This window comes from Halalkalicoccus tibetensis (genome assembly GCF_037996645.1).
GTDB lineage: Archaea > Halobacteriota > Halobacteria > Halobacteriales > Halalkalicoccaceae > Halalkalicoccus > Halalkalicoccus tibetensis.
In genome coordinates, this window is the sequence record NZ_JBBMXV010000002.1 from 84,034 (window position 1) to 108,523 (window position 24,490).

General features: G+C 68.7%; 28 protein-coding genes and 1 tRNA gene. 12 read left to right on the top strand and 17 right to left on the bottom strand.

Annotation, left to right across the window (positions count from 1 at the left end; all coding sequences use genetic code 11):
- Positions 1-67: 67 nt before the first annotated feature.
- The gene (locus WOA58_RS05680; RefSeq protein WP_340603206.1) at positions 68-1,393 is read right to left on the bottom strand and encodes a D-aminoacyl-tRNA deacylase; all 1,326 of its coding nucleotides are present in this window, start codon (positions 1,391-1,393) and stop codon (positions 68-70) included.
- Between the two features lie 118 nt (positions 1,394-1,511).
- Here WOA58_RS05680 and WOA58_RS05685 point away from each other — a divergent pair, with 118 nt between their 5' ends.
- Both WOA58_RS05685 and WOA58_RS05690 read left to right on the top strand, forming a co-directional pair.
- Complete coding sequence (locus WOA58_RS05685; RefSeq protein ID WP_340603207.1) at positions 1,512-2,336, top strand: shikimate dehydrogenase; 825 nt, start codon at positions 1,512-1,514, stop codon at positions 2,334-2,336.
- A 22-nt stretch (positions 2,337-2,358) separates the two neighbouring features.
- The gene (locus WOA58_RS05690) at positions 2,359-2,976 is read left to right on the top strand and encodes a helix-hairpin-helix domain-containing protein (RefSeq protein WP_340603208.1); all 618 of its coding nucleotides are present in this window, start codon (positions 2,359-2,361) and stop codon (positions 2,974-2,976) included.
- 49 nt (positions 2,977-3,025) lie between these two features.
- Here WOA58_RS05690 and WOA58_RS05695 read toward each other — a convergent pair whose 3' ends face one another.
- On the bottom strand, positions 3,026-3,319 hold the full coding sequence (locus WOA58_RS05695) for a transcriptional regulator (protein ID WP_340603209.1): 294 nt from the start codon (positions 3,317-3,319) through the stop codon (positions 3,026-3,028).
- A gap of 94 nt (positions 3,320-3,413) precedes the next feature.
- Here WOA58_RS05695 and WOA58_RS05700 point away from each other — a divergent pair, with 94 nt between their 5' ends.
- On the top strand, positions 3,414-4,382 hold the full coding sequence (locus WOA58_RS05700; protein WP_340603210.1) for an NDP-sugar synthase: 969 nt from the start codon (positions 3,414-3,416) through the stop codon (positions 4,380-4,382).
- 13 nt (positions 4,383-4,395) lie between these two features.
- Here WOA58_RS05700 and WOA58_RS05705 read toward each other — a convergent pair whose 3' ends face one another.
- From WOA58_RS05705 to WOA58_RS05720, 4 genes are all read right to left on the bottom strand, one after another.
- A complete protein-coding gene (locus WOA58_RS05705; RefSeq protein WP_340603211.1) occupies positions 4,396-5,100 on the bottom strand; it encodes a diphthine--ammonia ligase in 705 nt (234 codons plus the stop codon).
- 37 nt (positions 5,101-5,137) lie between these two features.
- The gene (locus WOA58_RS05710) at positions 5,138-6,271 is read right to left on the bottom strand and encodes a DUF373 family protein (RefSeq protein ID WP_340603212.1); all 1,134 of its coding nucleotides are present in this window, start codon (positions 6,269-6,271) and stop codon (positions 5,138-5,140) included.
- Positions 6,272-6,305: 34 nt separating this feature from the next.
- A complete protein-coding gene (gene sppA, locus WOA58_RS05715; protein WP_340603213.1) occupies positions 6,306-7,301 on the bottom strand; it encodes a signal peptide peptidase SppA in 996 nt (331 codons plus the stop codon).
- A 129-nt stretch (positions 7,302-7,430) separates the two neighbouring features.
- Positions 7,431-8,312, bottom strand: coding sequence for a coiled-coil protein (locus tag WOA58_RS05720; protein WP_340603214.1), 882 nt, complete (start codon positions 8,310-8,312; stop codon positions 7,431-7,433).
- Between the two features lie 292 nt (positions 8,313-8,604).
- Here WOA58_RS05720 and WOA58_RS05725 point away from each other — a divergent pair, with 292 nt between their 5' ends.
- From WOA58_RS05725 to WOA58_RS05735, 3 genes are read left to right on the top strand one after another with little or no spacing between them, the layout of a single operon-like run.
- On the top strand, positions 8,605-8,754 hold the full coding sequence (locus WOA58_RS05725) for a hypothetical protein (protein WP_340603215.1): 150 nt from the start codon (positions 8,605-8,607) through the stop codon (positions 8,752-8,754).
- Between the two features lie 37 nt (positions 8,755-8,791).
- Entirely contained in the window at positions 8,792-9,619 is an 828-nt protein-coding gene (locus WOA58_RS05730; protein WP_340603216.1) for a deoxyribonuclease IV, read from the top strand.
- Positions 9,620-10,417, top strand: a complete 798-nt coding sequence (locus WOA58_RS05735; protein ID WP_340603217.1) for a class I SAM-dependent methyltransferase — start codon at positions 9,620-9,622, stop codon at positions 10,415-10,417.
- Positions 10,418-10,419: 2 nt separating this feature from the next.
- Here the strand turns inward: WOA58_RS05735 and WOA58_RS05740 are convergent, their stop codons facing one another.
- Together WOA58_RS05740 and WOA58_RS05745 are read right to left on the bottom strand one after the other, a co-directional pair.
- A complete protein-coding gene (locus WOA58_RS05740; protein ID WP_340603218.1) occupies positions 10,420-10,887 on the bottom strand; it encodes a DUF4442 domain-containing protein in 468 nt (155 codons plus the stop codon).
- A 69-nt stretch (positions 10,888-10,956) separates the two neighbouring features.
- The gene (locus WOA58_RS05745; protein WP_340603219.1) at positions 10,957-11,610 is read right to left on the bottom strand and encodes a DUF7095 family protein; all 654 of its coding nucleotides are present in this window, start codon (positions 11,608-11,610) and stop codon (positions 10,957-10,959) included.
- A 78-nt stretch (positions 11,611-11,688) separates the two neighbouring features.
- Here WOA58_RS05745 and ncsA point away from each other — a divergent pair, with 78 nt between their 5' ends.
- Together ncsA and WOA58_RS05755 are read left to right on the top strand one after the other, a co-directional pair.
- A complete protein-coding gene (gene ncsA, locus WOA58_RS05750; protein WP_340603220.1) occupies positions 11,689-12,699 on the top strand; it encodes a tRNA 2-thiolation protein NcsA in 1,011 nt (336 codons plus the stop codon).
- Between the two features lie 36 nt (positions 12,700-12,735).
- Entirely contained in the window at positions 12,736-13,719 is a 984-nt protein-coding gene (locus WOA58_RS05755; protein ID WP_340603221.1) for an aldo/keto reductase, read from the top strand.
- Between the two features lie 33 nt (positions 13,720-13,752).
- On the opposite strand, the gene WOA58_RS05760 is transcribed toward WOA58_RS05755, so the two are convergent.
- The 4 genes from WOA58_RS05760 to WOA58_RS05775 all read right to left on the bottom strand — a co-directional run bounded on the left by WOA58_RS05760 (position 13,753) and on the right by WOA58_RS05775 (position 16,549).
- Positions 13,753-14,466 (bottom strand): nucleotidyltransferase family protein, encoded by a 714-nt coding sequence (locus WOA58_RS05760; RefSeq protein WP_340603222.1) that lies wholly within the window; start codon positions 14,464-14,466, stop codon positions 13,753-13,755.
- Between the two features lie 102 nt (positions 14,467-14,568).
- The gene (ftsZ, locus tag WOA58_RS05765; protein WP_340603223.1) at positions 14,569-15,714 is read right to left on the bottom strand and encodes a cell division protein FtsZ; all 1,146 of its coding nucleotides are present in this window, start codon (positions 15,712-15,714) and stop codon (positions 14,569-14,571) included.
- 3 nt (positions 15,715-15,717) lie between these two features.
- Positions 15,718-15,897 carry a ribbon-helix-helix domain-containing protein gene (locus tag WOA58_RS05770; protein ID WP_340603224.1) on the bottom strand — a complete coding sequence of 60 codons (180 nt, stop codon included), beginning with the start codon at positions 15,895-15,897 and terminating at the stop codon, positions 15,718-15,720.
- A gap of 169 nt (positions 15,898-16,066) precedes the next feature.
- Positions 16,067-16,549 carry a double zinc ribbon domain-containing protein gene (locus tag WOA58_RS05775; protein WP_340603225.1) on the bottom strand — a complete coding sequence of 161 codons (483 nt, stop codon included), beginning with the start codon at positions 16,547-16,549 and terminating at the stop codon, positions 16,067-16,069.
- A gap of 142 nt (positions 16,550-16,691) precedes the next feature.
- On the opposite strand from WOA58_RS05775, the gene WOA58_RS05780 reads away from it, so the two are divergent.
- A tRNA-Tyr gene (locus WOA58_RS05780) sits at positions 16,692-16,765 on the top strand.
- 68 nt (positions 16,766-16,833) lie between these two features.
- On the opposite strand, the gene WOA58_RS05785 is transcribed toward WOA58_RS05780, so the two are convergent.
- Positions 16,834-18,090 (bottom strand): CDP-glycerol glycerophosphotransferase family protein, encoded by a 1,257-nt coding sequence (locus WOA58_RS05785; protein ID WP_340603226.1) that lies wholly within the window; start codon positions 18,088-18,090, stop codon positions 16,834-16,836.
- Positions 18,091-18,115: 25 nt separating this feature from the next.
- A complete protein-coding gene (locus tag WOA58_RS05790) occupies positions 18,116-19,099 on the bottom strand; it encodes a metallophosphoesterase family protein (RefSeq protein ID WP_340603227.1) in 984 nt (327 codons plus the stop codon).
- 355 nt (positions 19,100-19,454) lie between these two features.
- Between WOA58_RS05790 and WOA58_RS05795 the strand changes: the two genes are divergently transcribed.
- Positions 19,455-20,609: a ComEC/Rec2 family competence protein gene (locus tag WOA58_RS05795; RefSeq protein WP_340603228.1), complete on the top strand. Its 1,155-nt coding sequence runs from the start codon at positions 19,455-19,457 to the stop codon at positions 20,607-20,609.
- A complete protein-coding gene (locus WOA58_RS05800; RefSeq protein WP_340603229.1) occupies positions 20,606-20,878 on the top strand; it encodes a DUF3006 domain-containing protein in 273 nt (90 codons plus the stop codon). The genes WOA58_RS05795 and WOA58_RS05800 overlap by 4 nt, the downstream gene beginning before the upstream one ends.
- Here the strand turns inward: WOA58_RS05800 and WOA58_RS05805 are convergent.
- The 3 genes from WOA58_RS05805 to WOA58_RS05815 are packed head-to-tail and all read right to left on the bottom strand — an operon-like array spanning position 20,875 to position 23,181.
- Complete coding sequence (locus WOA58_RS05805; RefSeq protein WP_340603230.1) at positions 20,875-21,402, bottom strand: metal-dependent hydrolase; 528 nt, start codon at positions 21,400-21,402, stop codon at positions 20,875-20,877. The genes WOA58_RS05800 and WOA58_RS05805 overlap by 4 nt on opposite strands.
- Before the next feature lie 8 nt (positions 21,403-21,410).
- Entirely contained in the window at positions 21,411-21,728 is a 318-nt protein-coding gene (locus tag WOA58_RS05810) for a phage repressor protein (RefSeq protein WP_340603231.1), read from the bottom strand.
- Between the two features lie 37 nt (positions 21,729-21,765).
- The gene (locus WOA58_RS05815; RefSeq protein ID WP_340603232.1) at positions 21,766-23,181 is read right to left on the bottom strand and encodes a dihydrolipoyl dehydrogenase family protein; all 1,416 of its coding nucleotides are present in this window, start codon (positions 23,179-23,181) and stop codon (positions 21,766-21,768) included.
- 82 nt (positions 23,182-23,263) lie between these two features.
- Between WOA58_RS05815 and WOA58_RS05820 the strand changes: the two genes are divergently transcribed.
- Positions 23,264-24,475, top strand: a complete 1,212-nt coding sequence (locus WOA58_RS05820; RefSeq protein WP_340603233.1) for a M24 family metallopeptidase — start codon at positions 23,264-23,266, stop codon at positions 24,473-24,475.
- The last annotated feature ends 15 nt before the right edge of the window (positions 24,476-24,490 follow it).

The following is a 24,490-nucleotide window of genomic DNA, read 5'->3' on the forward strand; positions in this document are numbered from 1 at the left end:
TTGCGGATCCGTAATATACCCATGGTAATCATTGTTCCCTTTGACGTCCGACACGCGTCCGACCGGTTCAGGAAGAATATGACAACGTCCTGATTTCCTCGGAGGTCACGGCCTCGGGCTCGATGGTCCGGCCGTCGACCTCGACGCTTTCGCCCGACGCGAGCCTGCCGAACGCCGGCCCCTCTGGCACCCCGAGGATCGCCGCTTTCTCGGGGTCGAACGCCCGCTCGTGGATCCGAACACCCGCAGCGTTCCGCTCGATCTCGTACTCCCGTTCGAGGACCGCCACGAGGTCGTCGATCAGCGCCTCCCGATCGGCCCCGTCCACGAAGGCCGCCCGCTCGCCGATCTCCGTTCCTCCCTCCGTTGTCCTGAAGGCGAGCGTGTGGCGCTCGACGGCGTCGCGGACCGCGTCGGGATCGACCGCGCGGGCCGTCTCGATCACCTCGGTCGGCAGCGGGCGGGGCTCGAACCCCTCTCCCTCGTCGCGTTCGCCGAACCGCAGCCCCTCATCGACCGATCCCAGCTCGGCTTCGAGCCGGGAGACGAGGTCGAGCTCCCGGTCGCCGACCTCCCGGAGCCACGTCTCGCTCACGACGCGGTGGCCGAGCTCCTCGATGACCGACTCGAGTTCGGGGTGCTCGCCGTCGATCACCGCCAGTTCGGCGCGGCTCTCCTCGAAGGCCGAGCCGATCACGTCGGGGTCGAGCGGCCCCATCGAATCGAGACACCAGTCGGCGCCGATGTGCCCGACCGCCCACGGCGTCTCTCTCACTACGCGCTCGGGCCGCGGGACGTAGTGACCCCCGCCGAAGGCGACGAGCTGTTTTTCCTGATGAGCGATCCCGTCGAGCCCGAGGATCGACCGGGCGACCGCGCGGGCGCCGGCGTCGTCGGCCCACTCCTCTTCGTCGCTTCCGAGCTCCGCGAACAGCGAGGGCGCGCCCACCGAACTCGGCCCGTGGTGGGTACACTCCATGCCGACCTCGTAGCCCTCCGGTGCGTGCTCGCGGAACCCTTCGAGGAGGCGCTTGTGGGCTGCTGGACAGGCTTCGGCGAGATCGCCGTCCTCGCCGCCGAACTCCGCCTCGCCGAAATTGCCGGTGAAATGCGCCGTGAGGAGCGGGCCGGTCTCGCCCGAATGGCGCGAGGCGAAGATCACGAGGTCGGGGCCGGAGAAGGCGTCGGCGACCCCTTCGAGCTCGAGGTGCCACTCCTCGAACGTGCGCAGTTCGAAGCTCGCCGCGTCGGTATCGAGCGTGTAGTAGGTCCCGCCGCCCTCGTCGTCGGGTCGGTCCGGGTCCTCCTTCGGGCGCCAGTCGGCGAGTTCGACCAGCTGCTCGCCGATCAGTACGGAGGCCGAGTCGGCGCGGCTGACGACGATTCCGATCACGCCCGCAGTTCCCACGCTCGGCGAATAAGCGCGTCGCTCCGCGTCAAATACGCTCGTGGGCGGGAGAGACGGTTCAGTCGGCAGTGGTGTTATGTCGCCCCCGCCGGATACACCGTGCATGGACGTCTACGGACTCCTGGGGAATCCGGTGGGGCACTCACTATCGCCGTCGATGCACGAGGCGGCCTACCGGGAGCTGGGGATGGATGCTCGGTACGTCATCTTCGAACCCGAAGCCGAGTCGCTTAGGGCGGCGCTCCAGGGGGCGAGTGCGCTGGGGATCAAGGGGCTGAACGTGACTATCCCCTTCAAACAGGAGGTGCTCACGATGGTCGAGCTCGACGAGCTGGCCGACCGGATCGGCGCGGTCAACACGATCGACCTCACGGGCGATCGCCCGACCGGCCACAACACCGACGCCGTCGGCGCTCGTCGCGCGCTGACGGACCACGCCGTCGACGTCGACGGCGCGCGCGCGGTCGTGGTCGGCGCCGGCGGGGCCGCCCGGGCGATCGCCTTCGTGCTCGCGGACGCCGGCGCGACGATCCACATCGCGAACCGAACGAAGGAACGCGCAGAGGAGCTCGCGACGGCGGTGCCCAAGTCGACGGGCCACGGGCTCGGGGACCTCCCCGAACTGCTCGAGAACGCCGACGTGTTGATCAACGCCACCAGCGTCGGAATGGAGGAAGACGAGTCACCGGTGCCGGCAGGGGCGCTGAACAGGCATTTGACGGTGATGGACATCGTCTACAGGCCCCTCGAGACCCGGCTGCTACGGGACGCCGAGGAGGCGGGCGCGGCGACGATCGACGGGGCGTGGATGCTGCTCTACCAGGGGGTCGCGGCCCTCGAACGCTGGACCGGCCAGGACGCCCCGGTCGAGGCGATGAACGAGACGCTGCGGGCCGAACTGGCCGGGGAGTCGGGCGCTTTTAAGTAGGTCGGCACGCATAATCCCCCTAATGGCACTGCTGGACAAGCTGAAATCGTTGCTCGGACTCGACGACGGGCGGTCGGGGAGCGATCGGCAGGGCACCGACGAGGCCGGCGTCACGGTCGAACGCGAGCCCGGAACGGCCGAGCCGGCCGAGGAGGACGCCCCGCCGGCGTCGCCCGCCCCCGGTTCCGGGGCCGCAAAGCCCGAGCCGGCCGCCGAGAGCGAACCCGACGCCGGGACCGACCCCGACCCCGATCCGGATCCGGACGTCGATCCGGAGGTCGAACCGCCCGCCGCCGATGACACGGTCGACGAGTCGACCGACGAGCTCGACGGCCGGGGCTCGACCGACGAGGCGGGGACGGAACCGCTATCCGGACCCGAACCCGACGAGGGAGGGGAGTCGGCTGCCCAGCCCGAGTCCGAACCCCTGGAGACGGTCGAGCCCGAGCCGGAGGACGAAGCCGACGAGGACCTCCGCGACATCAAGGGGATCGGGCCGTCCTACGAGACGAAGCTCTCCGAGGCGGGCGTCGACTCGACGGCCGACCTCGCCGCGGCCGACGCCGGCGAGCTCTCGGCGGAGACCGGCCTCTCCGAGAAGCGCATCCAGGGCTGGATCGACCGCGCACAAGCCCGATAACGGCCGGAGCCGACGCCGATCTTTCGGGAGTCCCGGGCGCCGCGACCCGTTATTCGAGGACGAACGCGGGCTCCTCGATCGATTCCGCCTTACAGGAGGGACACCGTGAGGGCACGTTCAGCGGGTCGTCGAACTCCGAGAACCCGCAGTCGCGACACTCCGGCGGGGCGACCAGCAGCTGCTCGTCGTCGCCCGCCTCGACCGACCGGGAGACGTGTTCGACGTGCGAGAGGGCGCTGCCGGTCGTGATCGCGAACTCCTCGGCGAGCCCGCTCGGCGTCGCGGGCCCCTCGCGGAGGCGGTCGGCGATCCGTTCGCGGGTGGTGGCGCTCGAATCGGACATGTCCGCTCGAGACGTCGGGGGTACAAAACGGTTCGCGAGAACCGCCCCCTGGCACACGGGAAAACCACTTAATCAAGGGCGATGATGGTCGACCATGGACGCCATCGTGTTGGCGGGCGGGTACGCGACCCGGTTGTGGCCGATCACGAAACACCGGCCGAAGATGTTCCTCCCGATCGGCGAGGAGACCGTCATCGACCAGGTCTTCGCCGGCCTCGAGGCCGACGACCGGATCGACGACGTCTACGTCAGCACCAACGAGCGCTTCGCCGAGGAGTTCGAGGAGCACATCGCCGCGAGCGAGTTCGAGAAGCCCCGCGTCTCCGTCGAGGAGACCCGCGACGAGGGCGAGAAGTTCGGCGTCGTCGGCGCGCTCGCCCAGCTCGTCGAGCGCGAGGGGCTCGACGACGACACCCTCGTCATCGCCGGCGACAACCTGATCAGCTTCGACATCGGCGAGTTCGTCGACTTCTTCGAGTCGAAGGGCGAGCCGGTGCTCGCGGCCTACGACGTCGGCTCGTACGACCAGGCCAGCCAGTACGGAATCGTCGACATGGAGGGCGACCGGGTCGTCGGCTTCCAGGAGAAGCCCGACGAGCCCGCGAGCACGCTCGCCTCGATCGCCTGCTACGGCTTCCCGGCCGAGGCACTCGGGCGCCTGGAGGAGTACCTCGCCGACGACAACAACCCCGACGAGCCGGGCTGGTTCATCCAGTGGCTCGTCGAGCAGGGCGAGGTCTACGCGTTCGCGTTCGACGACGCCTGGTACGACATCGGGACCCCCGAGAGCTATCTCGAAGCGGTCGCGTGGCACCTCGGCGGCGACTCCCGTATCCATCCCGAGGCGACCGTCGAGGACTGCGATATCGGCGCGAACGTCCACGTCATGGCCGGAGCACACCTCGAAAGCGTTGCCGCCGAGGACTCGGTGATCTTCCCCGACGTCACCGTGAAGGACTGCGAGCTGCGGGGGACGATCATCGACGAAGCCACTCACGTCGAGGGGATCAACCTCGCGGGCGCGCTGATCGGCGCCCACACGCGGATCAACGGCGAGGAGTAGAGGGGTAGGTCGGCTACCCGAGCCGCGCGTCGGTGATCGTCAGGCTTCCGCGGCCTTCTCCCCATTCGGTCTCGTACTCGATCTCGATCGGCCGGTCCATATGGGGACCATCGGTGACCAATGTCTCGAACTCGCCGCCTTCGCCGAGCACGTGGACGCCGTATCGTTTGTTGAGCTCGACGAGCTCCGAGAGCGCCGCCCGGTCGAGGCTCCGTCCGAGCCACGACTCGTCGAGGCCCGCGGCGGCGACCTGGACGATCCGAATCTCGAAGCCCGCCTCGAGCATCGCCTCGGCGAGCGAGACGGGATCGCGCTCCCACAGCGGGGTGAACGTCTCTGCGCCGAGGCGTTCGGCCATCGCGGCGATCCGGCTGGTCTGGTACTCGCTCTCGACCGCGCCGGCGATCAGGCCGTCGACGCCGATCTCGCGGTCGAGCTCCGAGAGCGCCCGTTCGAGCGGTTCGAGCTCCTCGTCGCCCTGCCGGCCCGAATCGGCGACGTCCACCGTATCGACGCCGGAGTCGACCTCCAGGAGCTCGATCCCGACGCTCTCGGCCGCGAGGCGCGCGAGCTCCGTCGCGGGGACGTGATACATGTACGAGTCTGCGGCGGGGTGGACGGTGACTAGCCGCGAGACGGGCAGTCCCTCCTCGAGCGCGCGATAGAGCGCCCACGAGGAGTCCTTGCCGCCCGAGAACAGCGCGATCCAGTTCGTCATACCGGGGGGTGCGCCTCGATCGACATAGGTGGGTCGATCAGTCCGTCGGCGTCGCCTCCGGCGTGGCGCCCCCGAAGCGCGTCGCCACGCGAACGCCGACGAGGCTGACGACGACGCCGGCGACGACGAAGGCGGCGAGTCGCTGGAGCGGCGAGAGCGCGAACCCCTCGACGGAGACGACGCCGACGTCGATCGGCGGGACCGCCGTCGGCGCCAGCGCGTCGCTTCGCTGGAGGAAGTACGCCGAGAACCCCCGGACGACGAGCCCGAGCGCGATCACGCCGAAGGGGAGGTTGAGCGAGGAGCTCGCCAGGGGCTCGTCGCGCATCGCCTCGTCGAGCAGCCGGCCCGCGCTCGCGGCCAGCGCGGCCATCGCGAGCCAGGGGACGCTGTCGAAGGTAAAGCGCATCGCGGGGACGAAGACGCCGCCCCCGTCGTGCCCCGAGACGCCCAGCAGGCCGACGAAGACGCCGATCAGCGCGAGACCGGCGCCGACGGCGTAGGTCACCACCGAGACCTGCCCCGAGTAGAGCGCGTCCCGGACGCCGGCGGCGATCCGCGAGAGATACGCGTCGATCCCCAGCCCCTTGTAGATGAGGAAGAGCCCGAAGACGGCCGTGATCGAGGCGACGGCGATCACCGGCCCCATGAAGGTGAGCAGGACGGGGAAGACGAGCAGCGCCAGCCCGAGCGGGACGAGCGTCGTCTGGCGCAGCTCCTCGTCGCCGAGGAACTGCTTGAGCAGGTAGTAGGTCGACTCGATGTCGCGGGCCTGGCGCACGACGACCCGGTCGACCGAGTCGACCGACAGCCGGCTCTCGATCACGGGAACGAACCGCTCGTCGTCGGCGCTGTCGGTGACGATGACCGCCGAGTCGACGTCGTGATCCGAACGCAGCGCCTCGATCTGGGCGGCGATCGACCGGCCCGCCCCGACCGAGTCGGTCTCCCCGGAGACGACCGCGACGGTCACCCGTTCGTCGCCGTCGCGGAGCTCGCGGGCCACACGGAGGGTCTCGAGCAGACAGTTAACCCGCGAGTCCTCCGGGTCCGCGAGGCCGACGTCGATCACGAGCGAGCGCACCGCCTCCCAGCCGACGACCGGCGGGGCGACGCCCGCGGCCTCCGTGATCCTGCCCGACCGGTCGAGACACACCACCAACGTACTCACGATGTGCGCACACAAACGCCGGCCGGGTAAAAACCTACAGGCGCACGTCGATCTCGCGGTCCGACTCGCCGACGACGCTCGCGACCCCCGCGCCGAAGGCGTAGGCGATCGTCGCACCGCCGCCCGAGAGTCGGGCCATCATCCCGCGCTCGGGTTCGAACTCGCGGACCTCGGGCTCGACGTCGAGGAGCTCGCCGAGGCGGTCCTCGGCGTCCTCGCGCGTGCCGAGCGCGTCGACCAGTCCCAGATCCAGCGCCTCCTCGCCGACGTAGACACGGGCCTCGGTCGCGCGGACCTCCTCCTCGCTCAGCTCCCGTCCTTCGGCGACGCGTTCGACGAACTGGCTGTAGAAGTCGTCGATCAGCCCCTGGAGGTAGGCGCGTTCGTGCTCCTCCATCTCCTTCAGCGGGACGCCGGCGTCCTTGTACTCGCCGGCCGCCAGTCGCTCGTACGAGAGGCCCACCCGATCGGCGAGCTCGGTCGCGTTGACCCGCGAGCCGATCACGCCGATGCTCCCGACCAGACTGGCCTCGCGGGCCAGCAGCTCGTCGCAGCCGCTCGCGATCCAGTAGCCGCCGCTGCCACAGACGTCGGTCGTGTAGGCGATCGCGGGCCCGTCGAACTCGACGACCGCCCGCCGGATGTCGTCGCTCGGGACGACCTCGCCGCCGGGGGTGTTGAGCTTCACAAGCAGCCCCTCGACGCTGTCGTCCTCGTCCGCGGCCTCGATCTGCTCGACGACGTCGTCGGTCGGCGTCGTCTGTGGTCCGCTCGGGAACCGCCCGCCGCCGCCGTCGCGGCTGATGGGCCCCTCGACCGCCACCTGTGCGACGTTGTAGGTGCTGAAGGCGTCCTCGCCGATCCGGCCCGCGATCCGCAGGCCGAGCAGCCCCGTGGCGATCACCAACAGGACCCCGACGAGTTCGACGCCCGTCGTCGGCAGTTCGAAGAACAGCACGTAGCCGACGGCGGCGGCGAGCACCGCGCCGAGCACCGAAACGGCCAGCCGTCCGATCCCGCTCGCGTTCATACGGACCTCCGGGTCATACCCGTCGATCGGGCCGGAGGCTGATTAAAGGTTGAGAACGGGACGCGGCCGGTCGCTGCCGGCGACGTCCCTGTCGGCGCGAAAGTAGGGTCGCAGAAAGGTCGATCCGTCCTAGAGCAGGCCGGACTTCTGGAGCTTCATCAGGTCCTCGGTGTCGAGCGTCTCGCCCTCCTTGAACTTCTGATAGATCTCCTCGGCCTCCTCCTTTGCCTCCTCGCGCTCCTGTTCGCGGTTGGACTTGCGGGCTTCCTCCTCCTTCTTGTCCAGCTCGCGCAGGCGCTTCTGAACGCGGACGAAGTCCTCGTGGTGCTGGTCGGCGGCCTCCTGAACCTCGACGAACGCCTCGTGCATCTCGTCGGCGTCGTCACGGATGTCGTCGGCCTCGCGGTAGGCCTCGATCATCTGGTTGTGGTGCTCCTGGGCCTGGTCGGCGAGCTCCGTGACCTTCTGGTGGTGCTGTGAGGCCTCCGAGCGGACCTCTTCGGCCTCATCGACGAGACCCTCGAGGTCGTCGTTGCCCTCGAGCTTCTCCTGGCGCTCGCGGTACTCCTCGCGCTTGTTCTCGATCTTCTCGATGAGCTCGCGCTCGTCCTCGGTCGAGAGGACCTCGGTCTGCTGTTTGAACTCGAGCTGCTCGATCTCCTCCTCGAGCTCCTCGAGGCCCTTGCCGTCATCGAGCTCGAGGTCCGACTTGCGGCCCTCGACCTCGTCGAACAGCTCGTTTGCCTCCGCGTTGAGCTCGTTGCGTTTCTGTTTGTGTTCCTGGACCTGCTCGTTGAGCTCGTCGCGCTTCTCGCGGTGTTCCTGGGCCTCGTCGACCTTCTCGCGCGTCTTGGCGTTCAGGTCGTCGCGCTTGGAGGCGCGCTCCGAGGCCATCTGGTTGAGGTCGTTTCGTCGGTCCCGAAGCTTGCCGGCGAGTTTGATGAGCTGTCCTTTCGAGTCGCTTTCGAGGTCGGAGTCGCTGACCTCGATGTTCTTGCTTTCGTCTACCATGCGTAGTTAATCCGTTCCCATCCCTCCACCGAAACCCGGCAGTGTACACTCGTCATCGCAACCAGCCGTGTACAAGGATGCCCTCTCATTTTTCGAGCGATACTGCCGCCACACCGGTGGCGTTCTGGTATCCCCTAGTACTGGGACTGACAATTTAACTGTTGCGGTCGTGAGTCCCTGTAAAACGGTACCAAGGACCCCGGATTCGGCGTTTGCGGCCCGCGGCCGTTCACCTTCACTTCCGCTCCCCCCTTGGCTCGGGTTGACGGCGCTCCGACGCCTCGATACGGGTATGCTCGAACGCCTCGCGTGTCGCTGTGAGGGCTGTGATCGGCGGCTGAACGACGAGCGGCGCATGCTGAGCTTCGAACGGGGCGGGCACGTCCGCAACGCCTACGAGTGTCCGTGTGGCGCAGTGACGATCACGGTCACGCGCGGCTGATCGAAGCCCCTATCCTCCCCGGCCGGCTCCCCCCTGCATGCACGTCGGAGCACACGTCTCGATCGCCGGCGGCGTCGACAACGCCGTTTCCCGCCAGCTCGACGTCGGCGGCAACTGCGGACAGATCTTCACCACCTCCCCGCAGGTCTGGGCCCGGCCCGACATCGCCGAGGAGGAGGCAGAGCGCTTCCGCGAGGAAACGGAAGGGGAGCTCGACGGTCCGTGGGTGATCCATTCCTCCTATCTCGTGAACCTCTGTACGCCCAAGGAGGACCTCCGCGAGAAGTCGGTCGCGAGCATGCAGGCCGAACTCGACGCCGCCGAACAGTTGGACATCGAGTTCGTCAACGTCCATCTCGGCGCCCATACCGGCGCGGGCGTCGAGGGCGGGCTCGAGAACGCCGCGAGCGCGCTCGACGCGCTCGACGTTCCCGACGGGGTAACGATCCTGATCGAGAGCGACGCCGGCTCGGGAACGAAACTCGGCGGGGAGTTCGAGCATCTCGCCGAGGTACTCGAAGCCAGCGAGCAGGAGCTCGACGTCTGTATCGACACCGCCCACGCCTTCGCCGCGGGCTACGACCTTTCCACTACGGAGGGAGTCCGTGAGACCGTCGAGGAGTTCGACGAGGTCGTGGGACTGGAGAACCTGCGGTGTATCCACCTCAACGACTCGAAGCACGCCTGCGGGACGAACAAGGACGAGCACGCCCACGTCGGCGAGGGCCTGATCGGCATCGAGGGAATGGCGGCGGTCATCAACCACCCCGATCTCGCCGAGGTCCCGCTGGTGCTCGAGACGCCCACGGAGGACGGCAAGAGCTACGAGTGGAACATCGACCGGGTTCGGGAGCTCCGGGAGTAGATGCGCCGGTTCGACGCCGACTATCTCGAATCGACCCGCCGGGGGATGTGGGAGGAGGTCGGGGCGCTCGCGGACCTCGAACTGGATAGTAGAACGCGGATCGCGGACGTCGGCTGTGGGACCGGCGAGCTGACGCGCGTGCTCGACCGCGAGAGCCCTGCCGCCGTGGTCGGGATCGACGCCGACCGAGACCTCTTGAAGACGGTCCGCGAGCACGTCCCGACCCTGGCGGGCGACGCGACCCGCCTGCCCCTGATCGATGGCGCGGTCGACCTCGTGACCTGCCAGGCCCTGCTGATCAACCTTTCCGAGCCCCGCTTAGCGGTCGAGGAGTTCGTCCGCGTCTCCGCCGACCTCGTCTGTGCGATCGAACCCGACAACGGCGGGGTGGAGGTCGAGTCGACGGTGGAAGGGGAGGCGGCGCTCGCGCGGCGCGCGCGCGAGCGGTACATCGAGGGCGTCGGGACGGACGTCACGCTCGGGGCCGATGGGAAGGAGCTGTTCGAGGCGGCCGGACTGTCGGACGTTCGGACCCGGCGGTACGACCACGAGAAGACGGTGAAGGCGCCCTACGACGAGGCGGCCCTCGAGGGCGCGAAGCGCAAGGCGACGGGCGCGGGGATCGAGAGCGACCGGGAGACGATGCTTGCGGGGGACCTCGGATCCACGGGGTTCGACGAGCTGCGCGCCGAGTGGCGCGAGATGGGCCGCGAGGCGATCGAGCAGATGCAGACCGGCGAGTACGAGCGCGTCGAGCGGGTGCCCTTCTACGTGACCGTCGGCCGGGTCGATCCGTAGGCTCAGGCCGCCTTCCCCTGATCGGTCGTGACGTGGAGCGTCTTGCGGACCGTCGCGTGGGTAACACCCTCCTCGTCGACGAGGTCGACGCTGTAGACGCGGTCGGTCGAGTCGGTCCGTTCGAGCGCCGCGCGGATGGCGTCGAGCTCCTCGTCGGGGAGCCGGAAGGTGGCGTACAGCGTGTCCCGCCCCGGCTTCTTGAAGCGGATCTCGGCCTCCTTGTCCCAGACGACGTACTCCTCGCCGAGGGTGCGGATCAGCATCATCATGTAGACCGGATCGACCGCGCCGTACATGCTGCCGCCGTAGGTGGTGCCGACGTAGTTCTTCGTCCGCCAGTTCAGCGGGAGCTCGATCCAGACCTCCTGCCAGTCGGGGGCGATGTGGGTGATCCGGCCGCCGGTGCCCCAATAGGCCGGAAACCAGTTGAAGACGTGTCGGGAGATCCGCGCGCGGAGGGCGTCGAACATGGCGGGGAATGGCGGGAATCTACAAAATGGGTTGTCAAACGGGACGCGAGGGACGCGGGGTTTTCCGGCTCAGACCACGTCGCCCCGGACGGTCGCGCCCTCCTGGCGCTCGCGGTAGGCCTGCAACGTCTCGGCGGCCTCGCGGGCCTCGCCCTCGTCCATCCCGAGCATCCCGAGAGCGTCGGGGAGCGTCGGGAGGACGAGCTCGCCCGAGCGCAGCTTCCCGAAGGCCTCCTCGCTTCGCTGGCCGTCGACCCACAGACAGACCCCGCGCGGATCGAGGATCTGCTCGTAGTTCTCGCGGGTCATCGCCCCCTGCAGGCGCTGGGTGACGTTGTCCTCGAAGCTCGCGTTACAGACCTCGAGGTGGATCGGCTCGTCGTCCCCGATGAGATGGGCCGCGAGACACTTCTCGGGGGCGGCGTAGCCGTTGTCGTTCGCCCGGACGTGCTCGGGGAACGCCTCGGCCCACTCGCCCCGCACAGTCTGCCCGATCCCCTTCACGCCGTATCGCTCCTCGAACTCCCCGCTTCGGTCGCCATCGCTCCCGTCGCCGCCAAGCAGGATGTCCTTCGTCAGGTAGACGTCGAGCCGTTCGATCGGGTCGAGCCCCAGCGAGACCTCGCCGTAGACCCAGATCTCGCGAACGGGGACGGGCATGGGGTCGGACTCGACCGTCTCGACCAGACGTTCGACCCGCTCGACCGCTGCGCTTCGGTCCATTGAGTGCCTTTGTTCGCGGGAGGCCAAAACCCCCTCGGAGCGAAACCGTCATACGCCGAGGTGGGCAAGGGTCGGGCGATGGAGTGTACGAAGTGCGACCGCGAGGCGGTCATGCACGCGGCGTACTCCGGGGCCCACCTCTGTGAGGCCCACTTCCTCGAGTCGGTCGACCGCCGGGTGCGAAAGCGGGTCCGCGAGGACTCGCTGCTCTCGGACGGCGCGACCCCCGAGGAGCCCGAGACCTGGGTGATCGGCCTCTCGGGGGGGAAGGACAGCGTCGTGCTGACCCAGATCCTCCACGAGACGTTCGCGAAGGACCCCCGCGTCGAGATCGTCGGCCTGACGATCCACGAGGGGATCGAGGGCTACCGCGACGAGAGCCTGGAAGCCTGCGAGGAGCTCGCCGAGGAGATCGGGATCCGCCACGAGGTCGTTACCTACGAGGACGAGTTCGGCGTTCGGATGGACGACGTCGTCGAGGACGACCCCGAGAACATGGCCGCCTGCGCCTACTGCGGCGTGTTCCGCCGGGACGTCCTCTCACGATACGCCGAGGAGCTGGGCGCCGACAAGCTACTGACGGGCCATAACCTCGACGACGAGGCCCAGACCGCCCTGATGAACTTCCTCGAGGGCGACGTCGCCCAGATCGCGAAGCACTTCGACGCCTCGCTGGGCGGGTTCGAGGAGCGCGAGGAACGGAGTTCCTCGAACGGGAGCGGGCGGAGTCCGCGAACACGGACTGAGGGCGACGAGTTCGTCCCGCGCGCGAAGCCCTTGCGAGACGTCCCCGAGAAGGAGGTCGCGCTGTACGCCCACCTCGCCGACCTGCCGGCCCACATCACCGAGTGCCCGCATTCGAGCGAGGCGTATCGCGGCGAGATCCAGCGCCTGCTCTACGATCTCGAGGAGAACCACCCGGGAACGCGCCACTCGATCATGGCCGGCTACGAGGAGTTAGGAGGAATCGTCTCGGAGGAGCTCGACGAGCGGAGCGCCGATCTGCGGGAGTGCGAGCGGTGTGGCTCGACCACCACGAGGGAGGTCTGTCGGAAGTGCTCGCTTCTGGAAGCGATCGAGGCGGTGTAGGCGAAGCTACAAGCGCCTGGCGTCGATGGTCGAGGTATGCGACAGCGCCCGCTCGGACGCACCGGCTGGACCGTCTCGGAGATCGGCCTCGGAACCTGGCAGGTCGGCTCGGATTGGGGCGACGTCTCCGACGAGGAGGGAAAACGGGCGATCCGCGCCGCGCTCGACGCCGGCGTCGACTTCATCGACACGGCCGACGTCTACGGCGACGGCCGCAGCGAGCGCCACATCGCGGCCGTCCTCGAGGAGCGTGAGGAGGAGCCGGTCGTCGCCACCAAGGCCGGCCGCCGGCTCTCGCCCCACGAGGTCGAGGGCTACACCGAGGAAAGCCTGAGAACCTTCGTCGACCGGAGCCGGGAGAATCTCGCGACCGAGACGATCGACCTGCTTCAACTGCACTGCCCGCCCACGGAGGCCTACTACCGACCCGAAGTCTTCGACGCGCTCGAGGGCCTCGTCTCGGAGGGCCGGATCGAGGAGTACGGCGTCAGCGTCGAGACGGTCGAGGAGGGACTGAAGGCCATCGAGTATCCCGGCGTGCAGACGGTGCAGATGATCTTCAACCCGTTCCGCCAGCGCCCCGCGGAGCTGTTCTTCCGCGAGGCCAAACGCCGCGACGTCGGCGTGATCGTGCGCGTGCCACTGGCCTCGGGCCTGCTGACGGGAGCCATCGACGCCGATGACGAGTTCCCGGAGGACGACCACCGAAACTACAACCGCGAGGGCGAGGCGTTCGACCGCGGCGAGACGTTCGCGGGCGTCCCCCTCGAGGCGGGCGTCGCGGCCGTCGAGGAGCTCCGCCCGATCGTCCCCGAGGACGCGACGATGGCGCAGTTCGCGCTGCGCTGGATCCTGAGCTTCGACGCCGTCAGCACGGTGATCCCCGGCTCGACGAACCCCGAGCACATCGAACAGAACGTCGCGGCCGCCGACCTCCCGGCGCCGGACGACGCACAGCACCGGGCAGTGCGGGACGTCTACGACCGCCACGTCGCGCCGGCGGTCCACCACCGCTGGTAGGACAGTAGAGACCGAAAGCGCTCGCGACGGCGCTCACTCCCCCGCGAAACGCCGCCGCGCTTCGTCGAGATCCGCCGGGGTGTTGACGTTCAGATGCCAGCCGTCGGGTTCGACGCCGACGTACCGCCCCTGTTCGACGAGCGAGGCGAGCGCCTCGGTCAGCTCGTACTCGTCGTTCTTCGAGCGCTCGACCGACCGGCAGGCGTCGAGCAGCGCCGTCCCGTCATGTGTCTGGGCGCCGGCGGCGATGTAGCCCGCCTCGGGCGCCTCGCCGACGGCGGTCTCGATCCCGCGGATCGTGCCGTCCTCCGCGAGGTCACAGCGCGCGGTCGCCTCGGCCTCGTTGCGCTCGACCCGATCGAGCAGGACGGTCCCGTCGACGCCGGGCTCGTGATGACGGTCGACGAGTCCGGAGAGGTCGCCCTCGAAGACGTTGTCGCCGTTGATCGTCAGCACGTCGCCCTCGACGTACTCTTCGGCCGCGAGCACAGCGTGGGCCAGCCCCTCGCGGCTCTCCTGGCGGGCGTACTCGATCGGGATTCCGGAGAACTCGTCGCCGAATCGCGCCTCGATTTCCGCGTCCCGGTAGCCGACGACTAAGACGATTCGGTCGACGTAGTCGACGGCCGCGCGCAGACAGTGCGCGAGCAGGGGCTCGCCGGCCACCTGTAGCAGGGGTTTCGGTACGTCGTCGGTGTGGGGTCGGAGCCGCGTGCCGCGGCCCGCGGCGAAGACGAGCGCGTCCATGCCGGGAGACACGCGTCCGACGGGCCATAGGCGTTCGCCATCGGGGCGAGCCGCCGGCTGGCCGTCGAAAAGGGAGGGCGGGAAGAGAGGAGGGCCGTCGCGTCAGCGGATGACGTCCAGCCCGTTGTTCTTCTCGCGTTCGTCCTGGCCGCCGTCGCTCTGGGCGCCGGCGTCGACCTGCCGGCCGTCGATCGAGGCCCGCGAGCGGTCGGCCTGCTTCTGCGTGCTCGGCCCGAGGATCTGGGCGCTCTGAACGCCCGTCATGATCGCCATCACTCGCACCTTGCCCTTGTACTCCTCCTGGATGCGCGCGCCCCAGATGACGTTGGCGCTGGCCTCCAGGCGTTCGGTGATGTTGTCCGCGATGCCCTCTGCTTCCTTCAGCGTGAGGTCGGGGCCGCCGGTGATGTGGACGAGCCCGCCCGAGGCGCCGCGATAGTCGACGTCCAGCAGCGGGTGGTTCATCGCGTCGTTGACGACCTCCTCGGTCTTGTTCTTGTCCTGGGTCTCGCCGACGAGCATCACCGCGACGCCGCCCTGGTTCATGATCGCGGTCATGTCGGCGTAGTCGAGGTTGATCAGCGAGGGCTGGGTGATCGTCTCGCTGATCCCCTTGACGGTCTCGGCGATGATCTGGTCCATCACCGAGAACGCCTTTCCGATGGGTAGGTTCGGGACGTAGTCGAGCAGGCGGTTGTTGTCGAGCACGATGATCGAGTCGGCCTCGTTACGGAGCTTCTCGAGGCCCTCCTCGGCTTTCACCGTACGGGCGCGCTCGACGTTGAACGGCGTCGAGACCATGCCGACGACGATCGCGCCCTGGCTTTTGGCGATCTTCGAGACGACGGGCGCGGCGCCGGTGCCGGTGCCGCCGCCCATACCGGCAGTAACGAAGACGAGGTCGGCGTCGCCGAGGACCTCCTCGATCGTGCCCGTGGCCATCTCGGTGGCGCGCTCGCCCATCTCGGGGTCGCCGCCGGCACCGAGCCCGTTGGTCAGGGACTTGCCGACGAGGATCTTCGTGTCGGCCTCGATCATCTGGAGGTGCTGTTTGTCGGTGTTGATCGCGACCGTCTCGGCGCCGTCGACGCCGATGTTGTACAGCCGGTTGACCGTGTTGTTGCCGGCGCCGCCACAGCCGACGATCACTATACGAGGATCGCCGAACTCGTCGGCCTCGCTCAGCTCGCTCTTCCGTTTCTGTTCTTCCTCGGCGTTGTCGAGCGCGTCACGAACGATGTCCTGCATCGATCACACCTTCGCCCATGTCCGTTCGGACCCTTGGGCGTCCTGGCTCACGCCCCGTTCGTCGAGCATCTCCCGAACCGCGGCGCGGATCGCCTCGCTGCGGTTGGGGAACTGCCCCGTCTCGACCATCTGTTCTACCTCTTCTATCTGCTGTTCCGGGATTCGCAGTGTCACACGTTCCATGGTATCTTCCCCTGGCGTAAGACGAGGACCGGATCGGCGGCCATCGTGTCTTACACAGCAGCCAGACCCGCCCCATCCGTGACGAGTGAGTGGCTGGTGCGTAAGACGTGTCTTACATGGCAACAGGGTGACCCCGTAAACTATTAAAACTACCGGCCGATGTACGACGTCACCGGTCGAGGACGTCCGCCGCGGGCGTCCGACGCCCGCAGGACGGACAGAACGCCCAGTCGGTACGCAGCTCGACACCACACTCACAGAGGGCCGGCTCGTCGGCCTTCTCGCCGCAGTTCGGGCAGTAGACGTGATCGTCGTCGAGCGTCTCGCCACACTGGGCGCAGCTGTGCTCTCGGGCGGGGGCGGAAACGGGGGTGTCGTCGGCCGGTGGCCCCGGGTCGGCCGTCCGTATCCGGTCGTCCTCGACCGAGACGGTGATGTTTACGTCCGTTCCGTTCCCGAGCCGTTCGTCGATCCGCTCGTCGATCCGGTCGGTGATGAGCGTGTCCAGCGACCCCGACCCCGTCGGCGCCCCGACGGAGTCGGAGCCGAAGTACGCGCGGAGGGCCTCGCGCATGACCTCGCTCTTCGAGGCGTCCATCGCCTCGATGCGGGCGACGAGGTCGTCGTCCGCGCGGAAGGTGATCTTGCTCATCGACTATAATTCCATAGCGAGCCCGAGTATTTGAACGTTTAGGCTCCGCGTCGGACGGGCGTCGGTCGCGGGTCGAACGCGGCAGTGGCGTCGGGCGAATAACAACCCTTAAGTCCGAAACCGCATGACCAGTAGGTGCTGCCCGCCCTTAGCTCAGACTGGTAGAGCAGCCGACTGTAGATCGGCTTGCCCCCCGTTCAAATCGGGGAGGGCGGACTACCGTTGCGACCTTTTACGGCCGTCGGACCTCCAGCGACCGCCACCCGATAGGCATGATCGTCGGCTCAGTCCCCGAACCGCTGTAGTCTGCTGGCGAGCGAGGAGTCAGCGGGCTTCGATGGCGCCGGTGGGAGGAGCCGCCACGCCGCCTCGTAGACGGCCTCCGAGCGGTTTTCGTCCGTATGACAGAACCGCTCGCGTACCCGCGCCCGTTCGTCGGCGTACGGATCGGCGCCGGCGAGGACCCGCTCGATCGAACGGAGGAACGCTGGCGAGCTCCGTGCGACGGGTCCCGGCGTGACGTCCTCGTACTCGAAGTAGAACCCCCGCTCGTCCCGGTACTCCTCGAGGTCGTGGGCGTAGAACACCACGGGACGATCGAGCAGCAGGTAGTCGAAGACCACCGACGAGTAGTCGGAGATCAGCGCGTCGGCGTACGGGAGCAGCAGGTGGCTGTCGGCCGTCTCCGGGAGAGGGACGACGCGCTCCGACGGGACGGCGTCGGGGTCGATGGCCTCGTTGGGGTGGCTCTTGACGAGGAGGTACGCGTCGTGGCGCTCGAGCAACCCTCCGAGCGCGGGGAGGTCAAGCACGTCGAGCGCGGTCGACTCCGAGGAATCGCGGAACGTCGGGAGATACAGGAGGACGGTGTGCTCCGCCGCGAGCCGCTCGACCCGACGGTGAACGGACTGATCGATCCCGATCTCGGCGCCCGGCGTCGGCTCGAAGAGCGCGTCGTTGCGCGGATAGCCCGTGGCGACGATCCTCGCCGGGTCGATCCGGAACGCGGAGGCGAACACCGGCACCATCGATTCCGCGGTGACGGTGACGAGATCGAGCGTCCGATGGGTGTAGCCGTGGGCCAGCCGAACCGGCAGCGGCTCGTCGGGGAAATGGGCGTCCCACGAGACGTGTTTGAGGGCCGTCCCGTGCCACAGCATGACCGCCTTCGCCCCGCCCGAGCACCACAGGTTGACGTCCCGGAGCCCGTGTGTGACGAGGACGGCGCCGGCCCGGAGGTTGAGATACACCCCTCGCGGCGAGTGGACGTGGTGGGCCTCGTAGCCCCGTTCCCGGAGGTCGCGGACGGCCGCTCGGTCCTTCGAGAGCCAGACGGGCCGGATCTCGGGATGGGTGGACGCGACGTGCAGATACAGGTATTTCGCGTTGTCAGCGAACGCCTCACCGGAGCGCGCACCGAACACCCACAGCGACGGGTCACGACCCCACAGTTCCGAGAGCCGTGCGACGACCCAGTGGAGGAGACAGCCGATGACGAGGAGGGCGTGACTCAGATGCGTCCGAAGGGAGGCGTTCCTCAACGGGTTGCTGAACGGCCCCATCTGTTCAGGGCTGTGCGTAACTGCCGGCCGGTTCGAGGGACGGCTGCGAGGGTTCGTCGACGACCGGCGCGGTCTCGATGGTCGCCCCGACCAGGCTCCTGAAGACGCGCCGAAGCTCGTTTGCCTGCATCGCCTCGTACGCTTCGAGCTGCTGGTCCCGGTCCGCGTGCGGGATCATCCGTACCGTCGTTCCCGACGGGTCGATCTCCAGCAGGAGGTGTGCCTGCGGGTACGCGCAGGCCGCGGGCGCGATGAGCTGCGTGATCCCGGACCGGCGGGCGAGTGACGGGACGTGATGATGGCCGGAGATCACCAGGGGGACGTCGTACCGAGCCAGGAGGGAGCTGACGGCCTCCCGGTTCCGGAGGGTGAACGTCCGCCAGGGCGGGCGGTTCGCGAGGGCGCTTCCCATCACGGGAACGACGTTGTGATGTATCGCGACGACCGGGTTCGACAGCCTCGGAAGCGTCTCCTCGAGCCAGGACAGTTGCTCCCCGGAGACCTCCCCCTCGTGGGTGTCGGACAGCGAGCCGTCGGGGAGGGACGCGCTGTTGCAGACCACCAGATCGATACCGCCGACACGTTCGACGAGGGGGAGCGACCCCGGCGTATACCGGCGTTCGAAGGCCGCTACCGCCGGCGTCCGGTGTTCGTCGGACGACTTCGGGACGTCGTGGTTGCCCGGCGTCACGACGTGGGGCGGATCGAGCGCCGCGACCAGCTCGTCGAACCGGTCGAAGTTCCACGGCTCGCCGTCCTTCGTGAGGTCGCCACAGAACAACACGAGATCCGGCTCCGAGCGGTTGAGGCGGTCGACGGCGGTCGCGAGCCGGTCCTCCGTCCGATGGAACAGCCGGTCCGTACCCTCCGCCTCGGTGGCGATGTGAACGTCCGAGAGGACCGCGAGGCGGGTCGTCTCCGACGAAATCGGTGCTGGTAACCGGGCGAGGACGAGCCCGTCCGGGTCGAGCGTCGGTGGAGCCCCCATTACCGTTCGATACGACGCTCGTTGCTAAATACATTCCGTATTAAATATATATTCTACTCCATACCGACAATAGTAGTATGGAGAGGGGCTGTAGTTCCGGTTCACGGCTCGGACGGTATACCCCGAGGGGAGCCGAGAGACGGCCACGGGCGGATACGGGTGGGGAACGTTCGGCGGCAGCGCGCCATCGACTACCGTCGTCACGCGATCGTTACTGTCCGACGATGTAGAGCGATCGGGATCGACGATCGTTCGTCGATCCCTATCGACCGATCGCCGTGACACGGGTCGAGGGCCGGGATCCCGGGCGGCGTCGACCGGCAACGTATATCACGACGGGGCGTAACGCATCGGTATGAGCGGCCAGCGGAAGCCAACGATGCGACGGGTGCTGATGATCCTCGGCGTCTCGCTGATGGTCGTCGTCGCGGGCTGTGGCGGCATGGGAGCCGGCGGCGCCGACAGCGACGACGAGGCGGGGCCCAACGACGCGGAAACGATGGGCGAGGACGCCGAAACGGACGGCACTGACGACGAGGACGACGATCAATCCGAAACGGACGTCGGGACTGACGACGCCGGCGGCACCCTCGAGATCCACGCGATCGACGTCGGACAGGCCGACGCGACCCTGCTCGTCGGGCCCGAGGAGACGATGCTGATCGACAGCGGCGACTGGCGTGACGACGGGGATCGGGTGATCGACTACCTCGACGAACAGGGCGTCGATCGGATCGACTACCTCGTGAGCACGCACGCACACGCGGACCACATCGGCGGGCACGCGGCCGTCATCGAGCACTACGAGACCGAGCGCGACGGCGTCGGACAGGTGTGGGATCCCGGCGTCGCCCATACGAGTCAGACCTACGAGAACTACCTCGACGCCGTCGACGAGCACGGCGTCGACCTGATCGAGGCACAAGCCGGCGACGAGATCGCCCTCGCCGACGGGGCGACGGTCCTCAACCCGCCCGCCGACCGCGAGTCCGACGACCTCCACGACAACAGCCTCGCGCTCCGGGTGAGCCACGGCGAGAGCTCCTTCCTCGCGACCGGCGACGCCGAGGAGGGCGCCGAGCAGCGCATGGTCGAGGAGTACGGCGACGAGCTCGCGAGCGACGTCTATCACGCCGGCCACCACGGCAGCTCGACGAGCTCGACGCCCGCGTTCCTCGACCGGGTCGACCCCGAGCTCGCCCTGATCTCGAGCGCGTACGACTCCCAGTACGGCCATCCCCACGACGAGGTCCTCGAGTCGTTCGCCGAGCGCGGCATCGAGACCTACTGGACCGCGGTCCACGGCTCGGTCGTGCTCGAATCCGACGGAGAGGAGTTCACGATCGAGTCCGGGACGGACGCCACGACCGACCCCGCGGGGATCGAGGACGAGCCGCCCGCCGAGGACGGGGCGGTCGAGTCGGTCCGTCCGATGGCGACGGGTATGACGAGTGCGGCGAGTGCAGTGAGTGTGCCGAGCGAAGTGGAAGCGACGGGGGCGATCGCATGAGTGACGGGACCTACACTGCGACGGTTGACCGGATCGAGGAGGGGATCGCGGTCTGCCTGCTCGAATCGGAGGGCGAGGTGATCGACGAGCGCCGCCTCGACGCCGGGGAGCTCCCCGACGACTGTGGCGAGGGGACCGTCCTCGAGATCGAGCTGCGAAACGACGAGGTCGTCGCGCTGACCCCGGATCGGGGGGAGAGCGAGCGCCGCCGCGAGCGCGCCCAGTCGCGCTTCGACCGGCTCTCGCGGCGGCCCGACGAGGAGCGCTAATCGCCCAGTCGCTCCTTCACTACTCCCGCCCCTGGCGTCCCGTCGGCGACCCACAGCGCCACCCCGCAAACCAGGATCACCGCCTCGATCCACAGCGTCGTCACCTCGACGCCCGCGAGAGTTCCGAGGGTCGCCGTTCCCGTGTACTCGGGCATGTGGGTGACCGGCCAGAGGAGGAAGCCGAGCTCGTGGTACTCGCCCGAGACCAGGTGCCAGGGGACGTCGGTCGCGATATGCGAGAGGATCCCCACGGCGAAGGCGACGCCGAGTTCCCGCTCGCCCGCCCGCCGGGCGAGGACCCAGACGAGCGCGACCAGCGGGAGGGCCAACAGCAGCGAGTGGCCGATCGTGCGCCCGACGGGGACGACCCCCAGCCAGTGGATCGGCTTGTCGATCAGGTCGGGCAGCGCCGCGCCCAGCAGGGCGGCGAGGGTCGCCCGTTCGGCCGGCGCACCATGCCCACGGAAGCGGACGAGCGCGGCGTAACAGAGATAGCCGACCGCGAGGTGTACCGGCGGGAGCATCGTAGCGGTCAGTCCTCGTCGTCGGCCAGCTCCTCGGGCTCGACCTCGCCCGCGAGGAACCCCCGCCCGCGCTCGGAGAGGCGGTACTCCCCGTCGCCCTCGGCCGCGAGCAAGTCGCGGATCGCGAGCTGGCGACACCGGTCGGCGACGTACTCCTCGCTCTTCTCGAGGGACGCGGCGATCGCCCCGGGCCCCGACGACCCGCGCTCGTCGAGGTGCTCCATGATCCGCTCGTCGGTGTGGGTCATCCAGTCGATCCGCAGGCGGGGCTCCTGTTCGCGAAAGCCGCCCCGCATCAGCCGCGTGAGGAGTCCGTCGTCGCTCATGGCGGCGTTTCGGCCCCCGGAGCCTTAGTCCCGCCGCCTACTCCATCGAGACGTCGCTCCAGTCTGGTGCCGTCGAGAGGAGCGGGTCGGCCAGCTCGTCGAACGCGCCAAGCACGGCCTCGTTCATGGCGGGGTGAACGTGGATCGACTCGGCGACCTCCTCGACGGTGCCCTCGCCGACCCGCCCGGCGACCGAGACCTCGTGGATCAACGTCGCGGCCTCGGGCCCGGCGACGTGACAGCCCAACACAGTTCCGTCGGGATCGGCGAGGACCTTCACGAACCCCTCTTCCTTCCCGACCGTGCCCATCGGGGTCGCGCCGTACTCGAAGCGCGCGCTCTCGTACTCCCTGCCTTCCTCCTCGAGCTCGCCCTCCGTCTGCCCGCAGCTCGCGACCTGGGGCTCGGTGAAGACGGCGTGGGCCATCCCCGAGTAGTCGATCGCTTCTTCCCGATCCATGACGGCGTTCGCCGCGACTACCTTCGCCTCGTGGTCCGCGGCGTGCTTGAACAGCGGCGCGCCGACGACGTCGCCGAGCGCCCAGACGCCCTCGGCGCTCGTTGCGAGTTCGTCATCGACCTCGATGAACCCCGCGTCGTCGGTCTCGACGCCGCCCTCCCCGGGCGCGAGCTCCTCGGTGGCGGGCTCCCGTCCGGCGGCGACCAGCAGCTCGTCGGCCTCGATCGAGATCTCCTCCCCGTCGCCCTCCGCGCGGAGCTCGATCCGGTCGTCGCGCTCCTCGACCCCGGTGGCCTCACAGCCGAGGTGGAGGGTGCAGCGCTCGCGGGCCTCGAAGGCCTCCGTGACCGCCTCGCGGGCGTCTGGGTCCTCGCGGGGGACCAGCGAGTCGCCGCGCTGGACGATCGTCACCTCGCTTCCGATCGCCGCGTAGAAGTGACCCAGCTCGGCGGCGATGTACCCCCCGCCGAGGATCGCGAGCTCGTCGGGCCGCTCCTCGAGGTAGAGGGCGTCGTCGCTGGTGAGGAACTCGACCTCCTCGAGGCCGTCGACGGGCGGGACCGTCGGGCTCGTCCCGGTCGCGACGACGACCCGCTCGCCGCGGACCCGCTCGTCGTGGCCCTCGACCTCGACGGTCCGGTCGTCGACGAACCGCGCCTTCCCGTCGTAGAGGGTGTGGTCGTCCGACCCGCGGAGGCTTTCGGCCTGGTTCTCGGCCTTCTCGTAGACGGTCTCGCGGACCGCCCCGGTGATCGCGCCCAGGTCCACGTCGCCGACCTCGCAGTCGAGACCCAGCCGATCGGCGTCCCGACACTGCCGGAGGAGGTCCGCGCGGCGGATCAGCGCCTTCGAGGGGACACAGCCCCGCGTGATGCAGGCCCCGCCGAGCGGCCCCGGCTCGCACACCGCGACGCTCATCCCCCGTTCGGCCGCGAGCGACCCCACCTGCGTCCCCGATCCCCCGCCGACGATCAACAGATCGAACTCCTGCATACGGGAGGGACGGCGGAGGGACACGTAAACGCTGGGCCGGCGGGGCGGGGAGCTTAAGCGAGGACTCGCCGAACCCAGTGGTATGCCGACACGCCTCCCCGACGGCGAGTTCGAGACGCGCCTCGCCGACGTCCGTGATCGGATCGCCGAAAGCGACCACGACGCCGGCGTCTGGTTCGACGCGACCAGCATCGAGTACCTCTCGGGCTTCGCCCACGTCCAGACCGAGCGGCCCGTCGTCCTCGGGGTCACCCCCGACGAGTGTGGGATCGTCGTCCCTCGCTTGGAGGTCGAACGGGTCGAAGGGAACCCGCGGATCGGCCGCGTCCACAGCTACTTCGACTACCCCGGGGGCGACCCGATCGAGACGGTAGTGGAGATGCTTCGGGGGTTGGGCGCCGAGTCCGTCCTCGCGGACGCCGACGGCGCGCCCGGCGTGATGGGCTACGAGGGCCCCGCGCTCTCGGGCTTCGTCGACGTCGAAACCCAGTCGTGGGTCCCGCGGATGCGATGGGAGAAGTCGGAGGCCGAGGTCGACCTCGTTCGGGAGTCGGCGAAGTGGGCGAACCTCGGGCATCGCTATCTCGCCGACTTCACCGAGCCCGGCGCCCACCCCGCGACCGTGAGCCAGCGGGCCTCGATGGAGGCCTCCAGAGCGATGCTCGACACCCTCGGCGACCGGTTCGTCGAGCGGGTGCGCGCGAGCGGCCCCGTCCACGCGGGCTACATCAGCGCCCATGAGACGGCCCTGCCCCACGGCCACACGCCCAATCAGCGTCTACGGGAGGGCGACGTTCTCATTACTGGTGCGACCGCGAACGTCGACGGCTATCGCTCCGAGCTCGAACGGACGATGTTCGTCGGCGACTACACCGACGAACAGGCCCACTACTTCGAGCTGATGCTCGAGGCCCAGACGATCGCCATCGAGGCGCTCGGGCCGGGGGTGCCCGTCGCCGACGTCGACGAGGCAGTGTGGGGCTACTTCGAGGAGCAGGGGATCGCGGATCTGGCCCGCCACCACGTCGGCCACAACATCGGGCTGGGCGGCCACGAGCCGCCGTACATCGACCGGGGATGGGCCGAGCACTGTGAGAACGAGGCGACGAGCTACGACGCGGGCGACGCCGTGATGCGGCCGGGACAGATCTACACGATCGAGCCGGGGATCTACACCGAGACGGAGGGCTATCGCCACTCGGACACGATCGCGATCACCGAGGAGGGTATCGAGCCCCTCACCTACTACCCGCGCGACCTGGAGGCGAACGTGATCCGCTCACCGAGCGATTGAAGTCCGCTTTCGCCA